Source organism: Thioalkalivibrio sp. AKL10 (assembly GCF_000381845.1).
Lineage (GTDB): Bacteria > Pseudomonadota > Gammaproteobacteria > Ectothiorhodospirales > Ectothiorhodospiraceae > Thioalkalivibrio > Thioalkalivibrio versutus.
Window position 1 is genome coordinate 609355 of record NZ_KB907142.1, and the last position, 18349, is coordinate 627703.

15 protein-coding genes are annotated in these 18349 nt (G+C 67.0%); 7 read left to right on the forward strand and 8 right to left on the reverse strand.

Features of this window, described 5'->3' with window-relative positions; all coding sequences use genetic code 11:
* Positions 1-13: 13 nt before the first annotated feature.
* The 7 genes from ileS to G333_RS0102965 all read left to right on the forward strand — a co-directional run bounded on the left by ileS (position 14) and on the right by G333_RS0102965 (position 8018).
* The gene (ileS, locus tag G333_RS0102935) at positions 14-2860 is read left to right on the forward strand and encodes an isoleucine--tRNA ligase (RefSeq protein WP_019627614.1); all 2847 of its coding nucleotides are present in this window, start codon (positions 14-16) and stop codon (positions 2858-2860) included.
* Entirely contained in the window at positions 2860-3363 is a 504-nt protein-coding gene (gene lspA, locus G333_RS0102940) for a signal peptidase II (RefSeq protein ID WP_018169269.1), read from the forward strand. The genes ileS and lspA overlap by 1 nt, the downstream gene beginning before the upstream one ends.
* Positions 3364-3375: 12 nt before the next feature.
* Positions 3376-3810: a peptidylprolyl isomerase gene (locus G333_RS0102945; RefSeq protein ID WP_018938361.1), complete on the forward strand. Its 435-nt coding sequence runs from the start codon at positions 3376-3378 to the stop codon at positions 3808-3810.
* Positions 3811-3828: 18 nt separating this feature from the next.
* Positions 3829-4779 carry a 4-hydroxy-3-methylbut-2-enyl diphosphate reductase gene (gene ispH, locus G333_RS0102950; protein WP_019627615.1) on the forward strand — a complete coding sequence of 317 codons (951 nt, stop codon included), beginning with the start codon at positions 3829-3831 and terminating at the stop codon, positions 4777-4779.
* A gap of 398 nt (positions 4780-5177) precedes the next feature.
* Entirely contained in the window at positions 5178-6032 is an 855-nt protein-coding gene (gene purU / locus G333_RS0102955) for a formyltetrahydrofolate deformylase (RefSeq protein ID WP_019627616.1), read from the forward strand.
* Positions 6033-6151: 119 nt separating this feature from the next.
* The gene (locus G333_RS0102960) at positions 6152-6997 is read left to right on the forward strand and encodes a S1C family serine protease (protein ID WP_019568593.1); all 846 of its coding nucleotides are present in this window, start codon (positions 6152-6154) and stop codon (positions 6995-6997) included.
* A gap of 55 nt (positions 6998-7052) precedes the next feature.
* Positions 7053-8018, forward strand: a complete 966-nt coding sequence (locus tag G333_RS0102965) for a hypothetical protein (RefSeq protein WP_019627617.1) — start codon at positions 7053-7055, stop codon at positions 8016-8018.
* Between the two features lie 314 nt (positions 8019-8332).
* On the opposite strand, the gene G333_RS0102970 is transcribed toward G333_RS0102965, so the two are convergent.
* The 8 genes from G333_RS0102970 to G333_RS0103005 form a co-directional block, all read right to left on the reverse strand.
* Complete coding sequence (locus tag G333_RS0102970; RefSeq protein ID WP_019627618.1) at positions 8333-9439, reverse strand: nucleotidyltransferase family protein; 1107 nt, start codon at positions 9437-9439, stop codon at positions 8333-8335.
* Positions 9436-10341 carry an HprK-related kinase A gene (locus G333_RS0102975; RefSeq protein ID WP_019627619.1) on the reverse strand — a complete coding sequence of 302 codons (906 nt, stop codon included), beginning with the start codon at positions 10339-10341 and terminating at the stop codon, positions 9436-9438. Before G333_RS0102975 ends, G333_RS0102970 begins: the two co-directional genes overlap by 4 nt.
* Positions 10338-10640, reverse strand: coding sequence for an HPr-rel-A system PqqD family peptide chaperone (locus tag G333_RS0102980; RefSeq protein WP_019571926.1), 303 nt, complete (start codon positions 10638-10640; stop codon positions 10338-10340). The genes G333_RS0102975 and G333_RS0102980 overlap by 4 nt, the downstream gene beginning before the upstream one ends.
* A 55-nt stretch (positions 10641-10695) precedes the next feature.
* Positions 10696-11463 (reverse strand): hypothetical protein, encoded by a 768-nt coding sequence (locus tag G333_RS0102985; protein ID WP_019627620.1) that lies wholly within the window; start codon positions 11461-11463, stop codon positions 10696-10698.
* Between the two features lie 256 nt (positions 11464-11719).
* The gene (locus G333_RS0102990; protein ID WP_018650630.1) at positions 11720-12454 is read right to left on the reverse strand and encodes a class I SAM-dependent methyltransferase; all 735 of its coding nucleotides are present in this window, start codon (positions 12452-12454) and stop codon (positions 11720-11722) included.
* 40 nt (positions 12455-12494) lie between these two features.
* Complete coding sequence (locus tag G333_RS0102995; protein ID WP_018650631.1) at positions 12495-13217, reverse strand: GAF domain-containing protein; 723 nt, start codon at positions 13215-13217, stop codon at positions 12495-12497.
* Positions 13218-13357: 140 nt separating this feature from the next.
* Positions 13358-16681, reverse strand: a complete 3324-nt coding sequence (locus tag G333_RS0103000; RefSeq protein ID WP_019627621.1) for a VanZ family protein — start codon at positions 16679-16681, stop codon at positions 13358-13360.
* A 344-nt stretch (positions 16682-17025) separates the two neighbouring features.
* A complete protein-coding gene (locus G333_RS0103005) occupies positions 17026-18315 on the reverse strand; it encodes a nucleotide sugar dehydrogenase (protein WP_019627622.1) in 1290 nt (429 codons plus the stop codon).
* Positions 18316-18349 lie beyond the last annotated feature (34 nt).

An 18349-nucleotide genomic window follows, 5' to 3' on the forward strand; every position in this document is an offset into this window, starting at 1 on the left:
CCGGAACTCGCTAATGGCACGCAAACCGGCACCGCCGAACCCCTACAAGGACACCCTCAACCTGCCCGAGACGGCCTTCCCCATGCGCGCCGGCCTGGCGACGCGGGAGCCGGAGTGGCTGGAGGCCTGGAAGGCCGAGGACCGCTACCAGCGCCTGCGCGAATACTGTGCCGGGCGGCCGCGCTTCGTGCTGGCCGACGGCCCTCCGTATGCGAACGGCTCGATCCACGTCGGCCACGCGGTCAACAAGATCCTCAAGGACGTGATCGTGAAGAGCCGCACGCTGGCCGGCTTCGACGCGCCCTACGTGCCGGGCTGGGACTGCCACGGCCTGCCGATCGAGCTGAAGGTGGAACAGAAGCTGGGCAAGGCCGGGCGCGACGTGGACGCCGCGACCTTCCGCAAGGCCTGTCGCGAATACGCCCAGGAGCAGGTGGACGGCCAGAGCGCGGACTTCCAGCGTCTGGGCGTACTGGGTGACTGGGACAACCCCTACCTGACCATGAACTACCAGGTGGAGGCGGACACCGTCCGCGCGCTGGGCACCATCTTCAAGCGTGGCCACGTGCAGATGGGCGAGAAGCCGGTGCACTGGTGCGTGGACTGCGGCTCGGCCCTGGCCGAGGCCGAGGTCGAGTACGAGGACAAGTTCTCGCAGGCGATCGACGTGCGCTTCCGCGTGGTCGACGACATCGACTTCCTGCGCCGCTTCGACGGCATCGACGGCTCGCGCGGCCCAATCAGCGTGGTGATCTGGACCACCACCCCATGGACCCTGCCGGCCAACCAGGCGGTCGCCCTGCACCCGGAACTGAACTACGCCCTGGTGGAGCTGGAACACGAACGCATCCTGCTGGCGGAGGACCTGGTCGAGGACTGCCTGGCGCGCTACTCCCTGGGCGAAGGCCACATCGTGGCACGCACCAAGGGTCAGGCACTGGAAGGCCTGATGCTGCGCCACCCGTTCCTGGAGCGCGACGTGCCGCTGATCCTCGGCGATCACGTGACCACCGAGACCGGTACCGGCGCGGTGCATACCGCCCCCGGCCACGGCCAGGAGGACTACGCGGTCGGGCTGCAGTACAGCCTGCCGGTGGAAAACCCGGTGGGCCCGGATGGCCGCTTCCTGCCCGACACCCCGCACTTCGCCGGCGAGAACGTGCACCAGGCCAACGGCCACGTGATCGACGTGCTGAAGGAGCACGCCGCGCTGATCGTGGCGGTAAAGTTCGAGCACAGCTATCCGCATTGCTGGCGCCACAAGACCCCGATCATCTTCCGCGCGACGCCGCAGTGGTTCATCAGCATGGACCGCGCCGAGCTGCGCGCCGATGCCCTGAAGGCCATCGCCGACACGGAGTGGATGCCGAGCTGGGGCCAGGCCCGGATCCACGGGATGGTGGTCAACCGCCCGGACTGGTGCATCTCGCGCCAGCGCAACTGGGGTGTGCCGATCCCGTTCTTCGTGCACAAGGAAACCAACCGCCTGCATCCGCATACCGCAGAGCTGATCGAGACCATCGCACAGCGCATCGAGCGCGACGGTATCGAGGCCTGGTTCCAGCTGGATCCGCAGGAATTGCTGGGCGAGAAGGCCGACGACTACGTGAAGCTCAACGACACGCTGGACGTCTGGTTCGACTCCGGCGTGCTGCACTCCACGGTCGTGGAGAAACGCCCGGAACTGGGCGAGCTGCCGGTGGACCTGTTCCTGGAGGGCTCGGACCAGCACCGCGGCTGGTTCCAGTCCAGCCTGCTGACCAGCGTTGCCATGCGCGGCGAGGCGCCCTACAAGGCGGTGCTGACCCACGGCTTCACGGTGGACGAGAAGGGCGAGAAGATGTCCAAGTCGCGCGGCAACGTGGTCGCGCCACAAGAGGTGGTCTCCACCCTGGGGGCGGACATCCTGCGCCTGTGGGTCGCGGCGACCGACTTCTCCGGCGAGATGGCGATCTCCAAGGACATCCTCGACCGCACCGCCGATGCCTATCGCCGCATCCGCAACACGACGCGCTTCCTGCTGGGCAACCTGAACGGCTTCGAGCCGGCCGAGCATGCCCTGCCACTGGAGGATCTACTGCCACTGGACCGCTGGATCGTCGCCCGCGCACTGCAGGTGCAGGGCCAGGTCACGCAGGCCTACGACGGCTACCAGTTCCACCAGATCTACCAGCGGGTACACAACTTCTGCTCGGTGGAGCTGGGCAGTTTCTACCTGGACGTGATCAAGGATCGCCAGTACACCACCCAGGCAGACTCGCACGCCCGCCGCTCGGCACAGACCGCGCTGTATCACGTGGCCGAGGCCCTGACCCGCTGGGTGGCCCCGATCCTGACCTTCACCGCCGAGGAGATCTGGGAACTGCTGCCCGGCGAGCGTCCGGACAGCGTGCTGTTCGCCACCTGGTACGAGGGGCTGGCGCCCCTGCCGGAAGACGCCACGTTCTCCGATGGCGACTGGGACCGCATCCTGGAGGTGCGCACCCATGTCGCCCGCGCCCTGGAACTGGCGCGCAACGAGCAGGGCATCGGCGCCTCGCTGAATGCCGAGATCGACCTGCACCTGCCGGCCGACTCGAGTGCCCGCAGCCTGCTGGAACGCCTCGGAGACGAATTGCGCTTCGTGCTGATCACCTCCGAGGCACGCCTCGCCGAAGGCGCCGCACCGGAAGCTGCGCATGCCGCGGAACTCGGCGACGGGACGCCGCTGGGCGTGGCGGTGCACAAGAGCGAACAGCCCAAGTGCGCCCGCTGCTGGCACCGCCGCCCGGACGTCGGTCAACACACCCAGCATCCGGAACTGTGCGGGCGCTGCGTCAGTAACGTGGACGGCCCGGGCGAGACCCGGCGTTTCGCTTGATGGGCTTGCGGGGGTCCGGCCTCGGCCCGGGGCTGCTGATCGCGGTGGCCATCGTGCTGGCCGACCAGGTCACCAAGGTCTGGGCGGAGCATGCGCTGACGCTGTTCGCGCCGGTCGAGGTCACGAGCTTCTTCAACCTGTCCCTGGTGTACAACCCGGGTGCGGCCTTCAGCTTCCTGGCCGGGGCCGGGGACTGGGGCCGCTGGCTGCTGACCGGCATTGCCGTGGTGATCGGGCTTCTGATCCTCGTCTGGCTGGCCCGCCTGCCACGCCAGGCCTGGTGGTCGGTGACCGCCCTGGGCCTGGTGCTGGGCGGCGCCATCGGCAACCTGATCGACCGCGTGCGCTACGGCGCGGTGGTGGATTTTCTGGACTTTCACTGGGCGGGCTATCACTGGCCGGCCTTCAACGTGGCGGACATGGCCATTGTTGTGGGGGCGATCACGCTGATCGTCGCCACCTTCATCGAGGGCGATCGCAGCCACTCGGGCAACACAGACTAGTCGGGAGCACACATGACCACGGCCACCAAGGGCGCGCACATCGAGATGCACTACCGCCTGATCCTGGAAAACGGCTTTGTCGTGGACGGGACGGGCGAAGAACCCATCACCCTGGAGATCGGTTCCGGCGAGATCCTGCCCGGGCTGGAGGATCTGCTGGTCGGTCTGATCGCGGGCGACCACCGGGAATTTGCGATCGAGGCCGGCGTCATGTTCCCGTTTCGGGACCAGGCGGCGGTACAGCAGATGCCGCGCTCGCAGTTCCCGGCCGACCTGCCGCTGGAAGTGGACTACATCTACGAGTTCAACAGCCCGGCCGGCGATGCCGTACCCGGCCGCATCGAAGCGGTGGAGGACGCCACCGTGACGGTGGATTTCAACCACCCGCTGGCGGGGCAGAACTTCACCTTCGAGGTGGATGTGCTATCGGTAAGTGAACCGCAATAGGTCGCAGGAGAGTCTCCTATGAGCATGCAGGCCCAGCTCGCCAATCCGCGCGGTTTCTGCGCCGGGGTGGAACGCGCCATCGAGATCGTGGAACGCGCCCTGGAGATCTACGGCGCGCCTCTGTACGTCCGCCATGAAGTGGTGCACAACCGGCACGTGGTCGGGCGTCTGACGGATGCCGGCGTGCGCTTCGTCGACGAGCTGGACGAGGTCCCCGACGGCCAGGTGGTGATCTTCTCCGCCCACGGCGTGCCCAAGCGTGTGCAGCAGGAGGCCGAACAACGCGGCCTGACGGTGTTCGACGCCACCTGCCCGCTGGTCACCAAGGTGCATCTGGAGGTAGCGCGCTATGCCCGCGAGGGCCGCGAGGTGGTGCTGATCGGCCACGCCGGGCACCCCGAGGTCGAGGGCACCCTGGGCCAGTTCGATGATTCCCGGGGCGGGAGCATGATGCTGGTCGAGACCATCGCGGACGTCGAGAACCTCGAGGTGGCCAACCCCGACCGGCTTGCCTTCGTGTCCCAGACCACGCTGTCGATGGACGACACCGCCGGGATCATCGACGCCCTCACCGCGCGCTTCCCGAAGATCGAAGGCCCGCGCAAGATGGACATCTGCTACGCCACCCAGAACCGCCAGGACGCGGTGAAGGACCTGGCGAAGCAATGCGACCTGCTACTGGTGGTCGGGTCGAAGAACAGCTCGAACTCCAACCGCCTGAGCGAGATCGGCGCACGCATGGGCGTGGAGTCCTATCTGGTGGACGGCGCAGCCGACATCGACCCGGCCTGGCTCGAGGGCAAGAGCAGCATTGGCGTCACCGCCGGCGCCTCGGCCCCGGAGGTCCTGGTCAACGAGGTGCTCGACTTCCTGCGCGGACACGGCGTCAACGCCGTCTCCGAACTCGCCGGCCGTGAAGAGACCATCACCTTCTCCATCCCCACCGGCCTGCGCCGCGAATCTGCCTGACCCGCCCCGTCCTTCCTTGCGCCGATTTGTTCACCACGAAGCGCACGAAGAGGCGGCGAATGAACCACAGAGGTCACGGAGATAACCGGGGATGGCTTTGTGGCAGGCAGGATGCTGAGGCGCGCCGCGAATCGCATTGATCCTTTGGCACCGCCCGGACCCGATGCGTAGCAGACTCTGGTCATCCCCGCCGTAGCGCAGTGGAGAGCCGGGATCTTCCAAGGCTGCCACCGACGCATCGCCAACCCCGGGAGATCCCGGATACCGCTACGCGGTTTCCGGGATGGCTTCGGTTGGGGCGATGCCCTCTGTGGTAAAAATGTCCATGACCTTCTCCGCGCCTTTGCGCGCTTCGTGGTGAAACCCGCCCTGGACCTTATTCGGGATACTTAAACGACATGGATGATCGACCCCGTTTTCGGCTGAGTATCCGCTGCCCCGATCAGCACGGAATCGTCGCGCGTATTGCCAACGCAATCGCAAATACCGATGGCTGGATCACCGAGGCGGCCCAGCACACCGATGCCGAGGCCGGCTGGTTCTTCATGCGCTGGGTGTTCTCATTGCCCGTGGACGCCGAGCCCGCCCTGCGTGAACGGCTGGATGAACTGGCCCGCGATCTTGGCATGGACTGGTGGCTGGCGGGGGCCGACACCCGCCCGCGCGTGGTGCTGATGGTCTCGCGCGAACCGCACTGTCTCAGCGACCTGCTGGCCCGCTGGAGCAACGACGAACTGCCGATGGAGATCCCGGCAATCCTTTCCAACCACCGCGACCTGGCACCGCTGGCGGATTGCTACGGCATCCCGTTCGAGCACATCCCCGTGCCGCGCGAAGATCGCGAGGCCGCCTTTGCCACCCTGCAGGCGCGCCTCGCCGAGCTGGCGCCCGATGCCATCGTGCTGGCGCGCTACATGCAGATCCTGCCGCCCACGCTCTGCGACGAATACCCCGAGCGTATCCTCAACATCCACCACAGCTTCCTGCCGTCGTTCGTCGGTGCCCGCCCCTACCACCAGGCCTTCGCCCGCGGCGTGAAGCTGATCGGCGCCACCTGCCACTACGTCACCGAGGACCTCGACGCCGGCCCGATCATCGAGCAGGACGTCACCCGCATCCGCCACGACGACGGCGTGCAGGACCTGATCCGCAAGGGCCGCGACGTCGAACGCTGGGTCCTCGCCCGCGGCCTCCGCTACCACCTCGAGGGCCGCGTCCTCACTCACGGCAACAAGACCATCGTCTTCAACTGACGGGGTGTCGACGCGGCGTTAAAGCGCCCACTGGCCATGACCCCCTTCGCCTAACGCATCACCACCACGGCCGGAACCGCCTGACCTAGACTCGAACCATCGACTGGCGGGGATGGCCCATGGACAGCACGACGAGCAAGCGATCCGCCCTCTTCTCCCGGGGCTTTTCGGCAGACACCTGGCAGCGCGCGAGGAAGACGCTGAAGGTGCTGGCCACGGCGAGCCTTCTGGCCCTGCTGGTTACCCAGCGCCCGGCTGCCGCCGACGGGCTGCCGGACACGATCGAGCGCATCAAGCCCTCGGTAGTCAGTATCGCGACCCACCAGCCGTCGCGCAGCCCGCGAGCCAATTACCTCGCAACCGGATTTGCGGTCGGCGACGGGCGCCTCATCGTTACGAATCACCATGTGATCCCGGAATCACTGGATCATGCAAACCGCGAGCAACTCGTGGTAGTCAGCGGCGAAGGTCGCGACACCTCCATCCACAGCGCGGAGCTTGTGGCCCATTCGGCGAACGACGACCTGGCCCTGTTGCGGATCGCCGGCCCTCCACTGCCCCCCTTGCGACTGGGATCGTCGGACGCCGTACGCGCGGGCGAGCAGCTAGCTTTCACTGGCTACCCGATCGGCATGATCCTGGGCATCTACCCCGCGACCCATCGTGCCAACGTGGCCGCACGCACCCCCATGGCGATCACCGCCCGCCGCTCGAGAGAACTGAGCGAGGCTCACATCCGGCAACTGCGCGCCGGCGCGCCGATGGTGTTTCAGCTGGATGCCACCGCCTACCCCGGTAACAGCGGCAGCCCCCTCTACCGCATCGACAGTGGCGAAGTCGTCGGCGTAATCAACCAGGTCTTCGTCCAGGGCGGGCGCGAGGCCGCAGTAAGCCGGCCCAGCGGGATCAGTTACGCGGTCCCGGCCGACCGGATCCGCCCGCTGCTGGCCGGCTACCAGGAGTAGGCCGATCCGCACCCCCTACCCTCACGGCAAGTCCGAGCCGGACAAAGGCACACCCATGGCGGCCTCATCGTCCGATAGTCGCTGCGTTTACCGCCAGATCCACATCGATGTGGCGCGCAACGCCACGGACGACTTCAACCCATTCCATGACGGCGACAAGTGGACGCGCATCCGCGGCAATCCGTTTGGCGGACCGATCGTGCTGGGCTTTCAGCTGGAGTGTCTGGCAGAGGCCCTGGTCACCCGGATGCGGATCGCCGAGGGCGATGCCGGAAGCACCTCGCAACTCCGGTTCCGCAACTACCAATTCACGTTCGCCGGCGCCCTGCGCGTGGACGAGCCGTTCACCACCGTCGTCAAACCCACCCTCCGGGGCACGGATGCGTCGGGACAGCCGCAGGTATCCAATCGCATCGCGATGCGCAAAGGCAGCGGACTGGTGCTGCTCGGCCATGTACGCGACTCCCTGACACCCCAGGCGTTGCCTGGCGAGTCATTGCCGCCGCCCGCGGATGTCCGACTCGAGCAGCTCGAGGATCGCTGCGTGCTCGCGGACAACGGGTGGTTCCACAAGCGCAAGTTCATGTCCAACAGCAATGCCAAGAACCTGCTGTCGGGATCACTCGTGCGTCAGGCGGACTACTTCGACGAGCTCGAAGATCGCATCAACTTTCCGGACATGTTTCCCGCCGCGCTAATCTCCTGCGCCCTGCTCGAAAAGGCCGATGCGGACGGCCACGATTTCTACCGCGACCCCATGGTCTACACCGCGCACCACATCAGCGTGGACCAGCGGCTGGCACGCGCCCTGCGCAGCGCCGACGCCCTGCACATCCTGGTGAGCCCCGCGGAGCAAGTGGAAACCGCCGGGCGCGGCCTGGCGGGCTCCGGCATGGCACAACTACGCTATCGGTGCATGGGGCTGGTGGCAGGCCCGCGCATCCTGTTCCGCGGCGAACTGTTTCTCGCACCCCTGATGGCCCTTTCCGAAGCCATGGTTTCCGGCCCCGCAGCCCCCTGAGCCCTAGGGAAACACTGATCAATGAACGCGTTCGCGTTGGTACCCCAGGTTTTCCGAGACAAGGCGCGTCGTGCAACAGGTAGTGGTTCTACCTGTAAGCGGGCAACGCAGGATCGGGGAACCTGAGGTGCCAACCCCGCAAGTTACTGAAAGACGGGGCTCGGCCGCCCGTCGTTATCAAAAACGGGCGCGCACACAGCGTTGCGGCTCCCTTGTGCAGAATGACTGCACGGCAGTCACCGCGCCTTGTTCGCACGCAAAAGCGACTCGAGCGCGAACGCGTTCATTGATCAGTGTTTCCCTAGCCACTCCGATCAGGGCTCGGCCTGGTTCCTGTTGCCCTTGCGATGGTCCTTGGCCGCCTTGCGCAGCAGGTGCGGAACCAGCAAGTGCAAGGGCATGCGCAGATAGTGCGAGCGTACATACAACAACCAGCGGGCGGTGCCGGACAACCGGCCGTCGCAACTCCAGTGATGCGGTTTCAGGCCGCGCCGGAACAGGCCGTCCATCAGCGCCAGAAGAGGAGGCGCCGGACGCGCCGCGGCCAACGCGCGGAACGCCGAATCGGGGACGGGGGTCTGCAGGAACTCGCGACCATAGCGCAACGCATAGTAGAGCGGGCGTGCCAGATCCATCTCGAAGGCGCGCGCCGTCAGGTGTTCCCAGAAGTCCGAATCCTCCGCCACAAAATGACGCAGTAGCGCATCCATATCCGCCAGGTCCCGCAGGCCGTTCTCCAGTTCGCCATCGTGAAACAGATGCGTCGCACTGTGCAGGACCATGTCGGCCGGCCCCGGAACGTACATTCCGGGAAAGCCATCCAGCGGCAGCGCGGCCGCCCACAGGCGTTCCGGATCGGGATGCAACCGCGCGGTCGGCGGCAGGATGGTGTGATGCACATCCAGCACGCTCTTGCGCCGCATGTGCGTGAGCGGAGGCAGCTCGTGCATCCACTGGCGATAGTAGGTCTGGTCGTAGGTGTCGTAGCCCTCGCAGACCCACCCCTGAACGAACAGGTGCTGTTCCGCCGACTGGATCTGCGCCTGCGGGACCAGGATGTCGACATCGGAGAACTGGCGCCCCGGCGCACTGGGCAACCCGGCCATCACGTAGGCCGCGCCTTTCAGGAGCATCACCGGGGTCGCCTCCGGGGTCAGGGCCTCGTGAATCCGTGCCACCTCCCAGCGAACCATGGCGTGCTGGCGATCCGCCAGGACCCGCGCGACGTGCAGGTGTCGCCGGGGCGCCGGAGGCACATCCGACAATGCCCCCGCATCCTTGATCAAGGCTTGCAACCGCCCCTCGAGAGAGGCCACTCGCGCCACCCGTACCAGCCAATCCCAATCCGCCAGCGAAAGACTTCGGGAGGCTGCCGGCTCGACCAGGACCGCGAGCAGTTGCTCCAGCGCAGGGCGCGTCATGCGCCCGCCCCGGCCAGATCGTTCAGCAACCCCAGGGAGGCATCCAGGTCCGCGTACTCCAGATTCAGGCAGGCGCTTTTCTCGATCAGATCGGCCGCTGCCTCGAAACCCGCTCCGCCCACCACGCTGTAATTGAAGGACGAGCCGACCAGCTTCAGCAATGCCTCGGCCCGCTCCAGCGGCTGCAGCCGGTCGCGCCCTCCAGCCGCAAAGCGCGGGAAGACCAGCCAAGCCGGCCCGGCCTGCTGGTGCATCCGTTCAATGCTCGAATCCGGTGGCTTCAGATGTGCCACGGTCCCCTTGCTGGTGTCGTGGGAGGCGGGACCGATGATCGCCTGCGGATAGCGTTCGCGGATCAGGTCAATGGCGGCATTCTTCAGGCTGACCGGACGCGGCAGCGCGACCAGCTTGCCGGTCGCCAGCGACAGCAGGGCGAATTCGTCCGACAACAACCGCCAGCCCGACAGGGTCAGGGCCGCGGTCAGCGTGCTCTTTCCCGCCCCGGGCTCGCCCGGCATCACCAGCGCCCGGCCGTCGCGCTCCAGCACCGCCGCGTGGATCATCAGGAAGTCATGGGCGTGCTGGGCAATGCACCAGTTCAGCCCCCACTCGAACAGCGGATAGGCGTGCGCCAGCGGCAGGGGGCGGAAGGGCGAGCGGCCATCCAGAAAGAAACGCGCCTGCGGACGCCAAACCGAGCGCAGGCCGGGGGAACCCGCAAGGGTGACGTGGAAGTCGGCGAAGGGGGTACTGGCGGCCGGCAAAAGCTGCCGGTCGTAGAACAGGGCCACGGAGTGCTCGACCCGGTCCAGCCGCGAACGCAAGCGGACCACGAAGGGCCCCACCTGGATGGCAAGGCCGGCGCCCCGCAACCCCGCCCTCAGGTCTTCATGGGCAATCACGCGTCCCGCGACTCCGGGGAGACACGGATCAGATCATGCTGCCGCAACTGGCTCAAGCCGGCGTGCATCGCATCCTCCAGGTCCCCTTCCGTGGCGTCATATCGCTGTTCAAGGTACTCGAACAGGGTGGCCGGCGTCATCGGCCCCTCTTGCAGGGCCTGGAAGATGTCGATCAGAGGGGGCTGCAGCACGTGCGTCTCGCCACAGCGCTGATCATAGACCACCACCGATTCACCCCATGCCCGCACGTGAGCGGCAGGCAGCGGGATCAGCGCAAGGGATTCTTCAGAAACGGACAAGGGGGCCTCGTGTACCGACCGGCCCAGGAGCGCTGGTGGGCAGCGCCCCGGGATATCAACGATTGAGAGTGGAAGAGTTGGTCCGCACCTCCACGCACTCGCCCGCCTCGTTGCGCGTGTAGCCGTCGCCGCAGTCGCCCAGGCCGTTGATCGGGCAGAAGCGCTCGTTCATGTAGGCGAAGACGTTCCTCACCGCGGAGTGCTTGCCCACATCCTCGCGGGCCATCGAATAGGCCTTGATCACGTCGTCGACCGAGGCGCCGAAGTCGATCGAGGTACACGCTGCGTTCAGAACAGCACCCACGGCATGCCAGTCGAGCGACCCCCTGCACACGCCCCAGGCATGGAGCACCTCCATCAGCGAGGGTGTGCCGGTCAGGCATTCCGGCCTGTAACCGAAGACCTCCTCGAAGGAGGTCGCCCCGCCCGTACCCACGGTGGCGTCAAAACGCTGGCAGTTGTTGTCGGTCCCGCTGGTCTGAATGCAGGAACCCGGGGAATACCCGGTGCACTCCCAGGCACCCCAGTTGTCCTTCCAGAACGCCGAGGTACAGCCATCGCCCGCGGTGCACTCGTGGTCAATGTTGGAAACGTTGGCGGAGAAGATGTTGCCCGACAGCGAGCACTGCCCCTGAGCGCCCCAGACCGACTTGGCCGGGAGCGACACCAGCATCGCCCCACCCAGGCCGGCCGCGGTCAGGCGGCGCCGGCTGCGACTGCGAAGGCCGGACGAACCCGTGTCCGGGTCCACGGGAGCGGTGGACTTGCTCTCGCCTACGTCTTCGGGGCCATGATTTCCGTTGTGCTCGTGTTCATCACTCATGCTTGCCTGCTCCAGGTCAAACCTCGCCATTTCGCCGTCCGGGCAACGGCACCCGGCCACGCCGCAATGGGCTGCGATCCGGGGGGTACACTGCAATCAGACGCTTTCTCCTGGAACATAGCAAGCGGGATGCCAGCCTTTTGAATAACGGGTAACTTACTGATATAAAAACTCCGACCCTCGACGATACAAAGCCCGCGGGGCACGCGGAGGCGCCGAGTGGAAAGTTTTCCGACAGCCCTGAGTGGCCCGCCCCTCATACCCGCCGCACCCGCAGAATGAACGAATGACTCAGCCACGCCCCGGCGGCCGGCACCGCCTGCAGGAAACTCCGGGTGCCCCGGTTCTCCAGGAGCGGCTGCAAGCGCGCCAGGCGGCCGGGGGCCAACGGAAGCCAGTACAACGCCTCGGGCCGCAGACCCACGGCCTCCGCCGCCGCGCGAAGACCCTGAGGGTCGTCGTAGCGCAGATGCGGCGGACGCCCTCGCCGACACCGGCGCCATTCGCGAACCGCCGTGGGCAGGCAACGCAGGTTCAGCGCATCGACCCAGGCCTCGCCTCCCGGGCGCAGAACGCGCCGAATCTCGGCAAGTGCCGGCTTTGGATCCGACAAGGCCTGCATAACGCCGAAGCACAGCACCCCGTCGAAGGCGGCGTCCGCCAGCGGGAGGTGATTGATGTCCGCCGCCAGCCAGGGAATTGCCGGATCACTTCGATCCCGCGCCTTCTGCAGGGAGGGCGTTGAGTAGTCCAGCCCCCAGACCCCATGGCCCTGCGCATGCAGCATCCGTGTGTAGGTTCCCGCGCCACAGCCGACATCCAGCCAGCGACCGGGCTCCAGGTCGGCGCGCCGCCACAGCCGCTCGAACTGCCGGATGCGGCTATGCAGGCCGCTGTGTGTCCAGCCCGCGATCCCGGCATCGTCCTCCAGGTTCGCCCCGCGCTCCAGGAAGCGCTGGCGCCAGCGGCGTTCGAAGCCGGCATCCTTCACCGGTTCGCACCTTGCGCCATCGCCATGACCGCGTGATGGTTCATTCCCGGCCCTCGCTGACCTGACCAATGAGTTCGGTCGCGGCAATCAGCACATGATCGCGGGAGAATCCGGCCCGGCTCATCTCGTCGTACAGCGTGCGCGCCAGCAACCGGGCCACGCGTTCCGGGGCGTGAGTAATGGGGCCCGTTGCCGCCCCCGGCTGTCGCGCCAGCGCCATCTGCGTAAAACTCGTGCGCAACAACCCCTTTAGCCGATGGACGAGGACCGACTTCGCCACCACCAGGGCCAGGATCAACGCCCGGCGCAAATCCTCCTGCGTCAGCCGGCCCCGCCCCTCGGGGCTGTCGATGTTGATCACGCCCAGCAGATCGCCCTCCAGAATCACTGGCACCGCGATCACGTCGACCGGACCCGCGCCCTCGGCCCGCCGCGCCTCGGCTGCAAGATCGGAGGCATGCAGGTCACGAATCAGCAGCCCCTTGCGCGCACTCGCCACCCGCCCCGAAATTCCCGAGCCAAGCGGTTGCCTCACGTCATAGGCCTGATCGGGCAGATACCCGTGATGTGCCTGGACGCGCAAGCGCGCCGCACCCCCGTCCGGGTCCGGCTTCAGCAGCATGATCGAACAGCGCTCGCACTCCATGGCGTGACTGACCAGCGCGGCCAGGCCGGCCAACCCCTTTTCCAGGGACTCGGCCTCCTCCACAAAATGAGCCAGCTCCATCAGCCGCTCGTCGAATGCATCAAAGGCCTCGCCCATCTCCCCGGCCCCACCGCGGTTTCGTCCTGCGAGCTTAACAGCCCGACCGGGCGCCGGATCGAGGCAGCGTTAGGCACAAGCCGAGCGGACCGGACGGCCCCATAACGCCCCGGACCGCGCACCGCACGACTGCCCCAAATTCAACCTGCTCGGGGCTTCGCGGATTGCCTGACGCCCTTTGCGGCCGGCGCTGCGGACGCCGCCACGCCCAGCAACAGCACCAGGTAGAACAACAGGGCGATCCGCGGGGAGTAGAACAGCGTACTGAACACGCCGATCGACAACGCCCCTGTTAACGCGGCAGTCGACGCCAGCGCCACCGCATCGCCCGCCAGCGAACGCCGCACCAGCAAGACCAGGGCCGCCAGTGTCAGCCACACAAAGGCCAGCAGGCCCAGCCAGCCCTGATCGAAATAGATCTCCAGCCACTGATTCTCGACCCGCCACGGCCACAGATGGTCCGTGGTGAAGTACCAGTAACGGCCCAGATGCTCGAAGTCGCCGTTGGCGACGTATTCACGACCGGCCGAATCCCGAACCTGCACGCTGTAAAATTCGGTGACAGACCGCTGGCGCGCATCGACCCCCAGCGACAACACCAAGCCGCGCTGAATGGGCCAGGGGCGTGTCTCCATCGGATCCAGATCGAAGGTCCACTGGAAGGTCTGACGTCCGCCGTCTTCCAGACGCATGCCTTCGCTGCGACAAACGAAGGAATGGCGGATGGGCTTCTCGCAGATGAAGACTCGAAATCCCGTGGGCTGGGCACTGGCGGCCTCCACGGTCAAGGTATAGAGACCGTCGCGGGGCAGGCTCACCCGCTGATTCACGAACAACGAATCGCCACCGCCGATTTGCAGGCGCGGCTCACCCTCCGCGCGGGTGAAGGCCAGATTGCCGGGCAAGCGCCCGTCCCGGTTTCCGGTCCGGTAGTGCTCCGGAAAACTGCCGACACCCCGCCCAAAAAGAGGTGAAAGCGGCCCGCCGCCCGGGAGTTCGAGGGCGGCCTGCCAGTGATCCATGCGGATCCCGAAGTCACGTTCGATGTGGCTCATCCGCTGCTCGGCAAACCCGCCCAACGTGGTGCCCGCAACCAGGGCAATCGCCACCACGGGCAACAGCACACCGACCAGTGCCCCCTGCCGAGCCTGCATGCGCCCATGCAACGCCGCCAGCAGCACCCCGACCGCGAGCACGGCCACAGCCACGGCCAACCCCAGATACCCGCCGCGCGAATAGGTCATCGCCACGGCGTATGCCGTCCCGACCGCCAGCAGGGCCGAGCCGGCGAGCATCAGGCCGAGGCGCTGGCGCCAGCACCAGATCAGGGCCAGGGGAAAGGCCAGCACCAGAAAGGTCTCGATGCTGGGCCCTCCTGCCTGCATCTCCGAAAACAGCCCGGACAGCCGATAGCCACTATCGAAGTTCAGCAGCCCGGGATAGGTAACCCGCTCGCGCACCACGAACGCCAGTTGCGCCAGCAGGGCCAGCGCCACCCCGGGGAGAAACCAGCGCGTCACCTGCTCCGGCACCGGGACAGGCGCAACCCTCAGCATCGCCAGCAGGACAACCGCCCACAGCAGGCCCTTGGCCACCCGTAGGGCATTCCACTGGTGGGCAAAATGCACCGCCTCGCCGGGGTTCCAAGTGCCGGGCGGGAACAGGGCAACCGCCAGGCTGATCAGCGTCGAGGCCACCAGGAGACCCAGCGCCCAACGGATGCCGCGCGGCAACAACGATACCCCCGCATGCAGCGCATGCGGCCCGAGCCAGAGGGCCATGGCCAGGGTCATCAACAGGAACAGGTCCAGCTCGGAGACGAAAAGGCGCCCGTGGTAGAGCGTCAGGTCCAGGGTGGCCAACAGCACGGGGATCACGAACAGCCAGCCCTGCGGCCGCCACGCCAGCAATGCGGCATAGGCCAGCAACCCGGCGCTCAGCGCCACGGGCACGACCGGCCAGGTCACCGCCAGCAACAGAGTCGCCAGCGCCAGCAGGCCGGCAAGTGCCTGGCGCAGGCGCTGAAAACCGCGCGAACTCGGGCCCGGTCCAGCCGGCTCCGGGTGGGGACCGCGTGGCTCAGCCGCAGCCCGTCCTGCGGGTGCGCCCCCCACGGCACTGGCACGACCCAGCCATTGCAGCAGCGCGGCCATCGCCCAGGCGGCCAGGCCGGCAAGCACCAGGCTGGCCGGGTCCGGGCGCGCGCCGTCCACGAAGAGCTTCGCGGCCTCGATCAGCAGCGCCAGGACAACCCCTGCCACGACGGCCAGCAGGTTCAGCGCCGACGGCTGCAGGGGACGGCGCAGCTGCCACAACCAGACCAGGAACCCTAGCGGTGCATACATGGCCAGATGCAGCGCCGTACTGCGCAGGGCGTGAATCTCGTCCACGTGATAGTGGTAGTAGAACGGCCACAGGTTCAGGTCGGCCCACTGGATTCGGGCCGCTTCCACATCGGCGTGGAACGGGCCGAAACCGTGGTTGAGTGCGACCAGCAACAACGCGTAGAACACGGCACCGATCACGAGTATCGGCGTGGCGAACTGCTGCAGCGTCCGGATCACGCCATGGGGATGCACGGGCAGGTTCCGGAACAGGACCAGGCCGATGCCCATCCCCAGGGCCCGCAACAGCACGGACCGCCCCTCGGCGATGCCCGACAGGGTGGCGAGATTCAACAGCTCCAGCAGCCCCGCAAGAAGCAGGGCCAGCGGGATCCCGGCCCCCAGCAGCGAGGCGCCGCGCCGGTGCAGCCACAATGCCAGGAGCAGCCCCACCGGGATACTGGCGACCACCTCCAGCGTCAGCCAGCTGATACAGCGAATCCCGCTGGTGCAGGCCCCGGCAGCGACCCACCAGCCCCAGGCATCGGATGCCAGGCGAGCCCGCAGCTCGTCCATGGCGAGCACCAGGTCAAAGGGGACGAAGCCGACCATCACATAGGCGGCGGCATAGATCACCAGCCCGGCGGTCAGGGCCTGCGCACCCGCACCCTCCAGCACCCGACGCCAGCGCGCCAACGGGTCGCGCAACGCCAGCCAGGCGAGCGAGCCGGCCACTGCCCCGGAAAAGTTTCCGGCGATATCGGCCGCCGCCGGATGCCGGTACGGCAACCACACCTGCAAGAACTCCACGCCGGCCGTAACCGCCAGGCCCAGGGCGGCCACGAAGACGAACGCGCCGGCCGCAAGCAGCCGGTTGCGGCGACCATGAGTCAGCCATGCGGTCCAGAAGAACCCCAGCGGCAGGAACATCAGGGCATTGGCCATGAACTGCTGGCGGCCACTGGTTCCGGGGCCGGTCAGGCTCATGCCACGGTAGATCTCCCAGGCACGCTCCAGGCTCATCGAGCCGAATTCGAAGGGCAGCAGCGTCAGGTAGACCGCAGCGCCCAGCGACAGCCAGGCCCACAGCGCGCAGGTACGCAGCGACAGCGGTTCCGAACCGGCGCGCGGCCGGCTCATCGAAGGGTCAGGGAAGCGCCGATCCATGAATCGGTGCGGGCGCGCGTCACGCCCGAATGCACTTGCGGGGCAGCGACGCCCCTGCAATCAGGCGGCACGTCGGAAACCATGGGGCAACAACGCGGACGGACACACGGTTCAGCGTCTCCCGGGACGAAAGCGTCCCGCCACTGTAGCTCCGGCCGCGCCCATGAACAGCGCGGGCGTTATGCGGGCGTGGCGTTCGCCATCCGTACGCCGCGCCGGGGCCCAGGGGTACGGTGCGCGACGCGCCAGGTCCCGGAGCCTCCCCATCAGGAACATGGGGGGGTACCAACGCGAACGCTGATGGGCTCGGCGCCCCCTTACAGGCGGAGATCCGTGGCAGTGCGGGGGAAGACCGATTTCACGTCGAAGATCACCGACTCGGGCCGGGCCAGTTCACGGATGGCCTCGATCCCCATCTGCAGGAATTCGCGGTGCGGCACGGCCACGATGATTGCATCGAACTGCCCCGGTGCCGGCGTCTCGGTCACCGGCGTGATGCCGTACTCGTGCTCGGCCTCGGCCGGGTCCACCCAGGGGTCGAAGACCGTCACCTCGGCGTTGTAGCCAGCCAGGGTGGCGTGGATGTCGATCACCCGGGTATTGCGCAGGTCCGGGCAGTTCTCCTTGAAGGTCAGGCCCATCACCAGGATCCGCGCCCCCACCGGGTTGATGCCCTTGCGCACCAGGGCGCGCACCGTGTTGTCCGCGATGTGCGCGCCCATGGCATCGTTCACGCGCCGCCCGGCCAGGATCATCTCCGGGTGATGCCCCACCGCCTGTGCCTTGTGCGTCAGGTAGTAGGGATCCACGCCAATGCAGTGTCCGCCCACCAGGCCCGGCCGGAAGGGCAGGAAGTTCCACTTGGTCCCGGCCGCCTTCAGTACCGCCTCGGTATCCAGGCCCAGGCGCTCGAACAGCAGGGCCAGCTCGTTGATCAGCGCGATGTTCACGTCGCGCTGGGTGTTCTCGATCACCTTGGCGGCCTCGGCCACGCGGATGCTCTCGGCCTTGTGCGTCCCGGCGGTGATGACTCGCGCATACAGCCCGTCCACGAAGTCGGCCACCTCCGGGGTGGAGCCCGAGGTCACCTTCATGATGGAGGTGACCCCGTGTTCCTTGTCGCCCGGGTTGATGCGCTCGGGGCTGTAGCCGGTGAAGAAGTCCCGGTTATGCACCAGCCCGGACTGCGCCTCGAGGATCGGCACGCAATCCTCCTCGGTCGCGCCCGGGTAAACGGTGGATTCGTAGATTACCGTGTCGCCCGGCTTGAGGACCTGCCCCACACTGCGACTGGCTCCCAGAAGCGGGCCGAGATCGGGACGCTTGTGCAGGTCGATCGGCGTCGGGACGGTTACCACGAACACGTTGCATTCGCGCATGGTCTCGAGATCGGCGGTGTACGTCAGCTGCGGGGTCGCGGCGAGCTTCTCCGGCTCTACCTCGCGCGTGCGATCCACTCCAGCCTGCAGCTGCCGCACCCGCTCCGGGTCGATATCGAACCCGCGGGTGGGCCATTGATGGCCGAATTCCACGGCCAGTGGCAGGCCAACGTACCCCAGACCGACTACTCCGATGGTGACTTCATCCAGCTCGGGAAGCGTATGCATAAGATGTCCGTTCTCGTTGCCAATCGTAATGGAG

Coding starts and splice junctions, on each gene's coding strand:
- G333_RS0102960 (WP_019568593.1), top strand. CDS start 6,152: ATGGACAGCACGACGAGCAAGCGATCCGCCCTCTTCTCCCGGGGCTTT.
- ileS (WP_019627614.1), top strand. CDS start 14: ATGGCACGCAAACCGGCACCGCCGAACCCCTACAAGGACACCCTCAAC.
- ispH (WP_019627615.1), top strand. CDS start 3,829: ATGAGCATGCAGGCCCAGCTCGCCAATCCGCGCGGTTTCTGCGCCGGG.
- G333_RS0102995 (WP_018650631.1), bottom strand. CDS start 13,217: ATGGGCGAGGCCTTTGATGCATTCGACGAGCGGCTGATGGAGCTGGCT.
- G333_RS0102945 (WP_018938361.1), top strand. CDS start 3,376: ATGACCACGGCCACCAAGGGCGCGCACATCGAGATGCACTACCGCCTG.
- G333_RS0103005 (WP_019627622.1), bottom strand. CDS start 18,315: ATGCATACGCTTCCCGAGCTGGATGAAGTCACCATCGGAGTAGTCGGT.
- G333_RS0102970 (WP_019627618.1), bottom strand. CDS start 9,439: ATGACGCGCCCTGCGCTGGAGCAACTGCTCGCGGTCCTGGTCGAGCCG.
- G333_RS0102965 (WP_019627617.1), top strand. CDS start 7,053: ATGGCGGCCTCATCGTCCGATAGTCGCTGCGTTTACCGCCAGATCCAC.
- lspA (WP_018169269.1), top strand. CDS start 2,860: ATGGGCTTGCGGGGGTCCGGCCTCGGCCCGGGGCTGCTGATCGCGGTG.
- purU (WP_019627616.1), top strand. CDS start 5,178: ATGGATGATCGACCCCGTTTTCGGCTGAGTATCCGCTGCCCCGATCAG.
- G333_RS0102985 (WP_019627620.1), bottom strand. CDS start 11,463: ATGAGTGATGAACACGAGCACAACGGAAATCATGGCCCCGAAGACGTA.
- G333_RS0103000 (WP_019627621.1), bottom strand. CDS start 16,681: ATGAGCCGGCCGCGCGCCGGTTCGGAACCGCTGTCGCTGCGTACCTGC.